1 protein-coding gene is annotated in these 690 nt (G+C 55.2%); it reads right to left on the reverse strand.

What is annotated here, in order from left to right; translation table 11 throughout:
• Positions 1 to 690: beta-ketoacyl-ACP synthase II (locus ACTHUM_RS16830; RefSeq protein WP_440403531.1), on the reverse strand; the 690-nt coding region annotated here is incomplete at both ends.

Below are 690 nucleotides of genomic sequence, written 5' to 3' on the forward strand. Positions count from 1 at the left end.
AGCCAAAGGAATTGGAGATGGCAACGTCGATTTTCGCGTCACGCGCTTCGTTGGCACAGTAGTCCAAATCGCAACCGGCTTCAACGTCTTGTTCAAAGATATTGATGGTCGGCGGAGATTTTTGCTCGTGTACTGCCAATACACTGTACAACGCTTCCACGCCGCCAGCCGCGCCAAGCAAGTGGCCGGTCATGGATTTGGTGGAGTTAACGATGACTTTGCGCGCATGATCGCCCAAAGCGCGTTTGATGGCTTTGGTTTCATTGGCATCGCCCAAAGGAGTCGATGTACCGTGTGCGTTGACGTAATCAACGTCTTCAGGATTCAGGCCGGCATCTTTCAGCGCGCGGGTAACAGCCAATGCAGGGCCTTCTTCGTTAGGCGCGGTAATGTGGTAGGCATCGGAGCTCATGCCGAAGCCGACGATTTCAGCGTAAATTTTCGCGCCGCGTTTTTTCGCGTGTTCCAATTCTTCCAACACCAGCACGCCAGCGCCTTCGCCGATAACGAAACCATCACGGCCTTTGTCCCACGGACGGGAAGCGGTAGCAGGGTCGTCGTTGCGAGTGGAAAGTGCCTTCATGGCGGCAAAACCGCCAACGCCCAAAGTGCTGATCGCACCTTCTGCGCCACCTGCAATCATCACGTCTGCGTCGCCGTATTTAATCAGTCGTGCAGAGTCGCCGATGG

The sequence above is a fragment of the Neisseria sp. P0021.S006 genome (genome assembly GCF_051956895.1).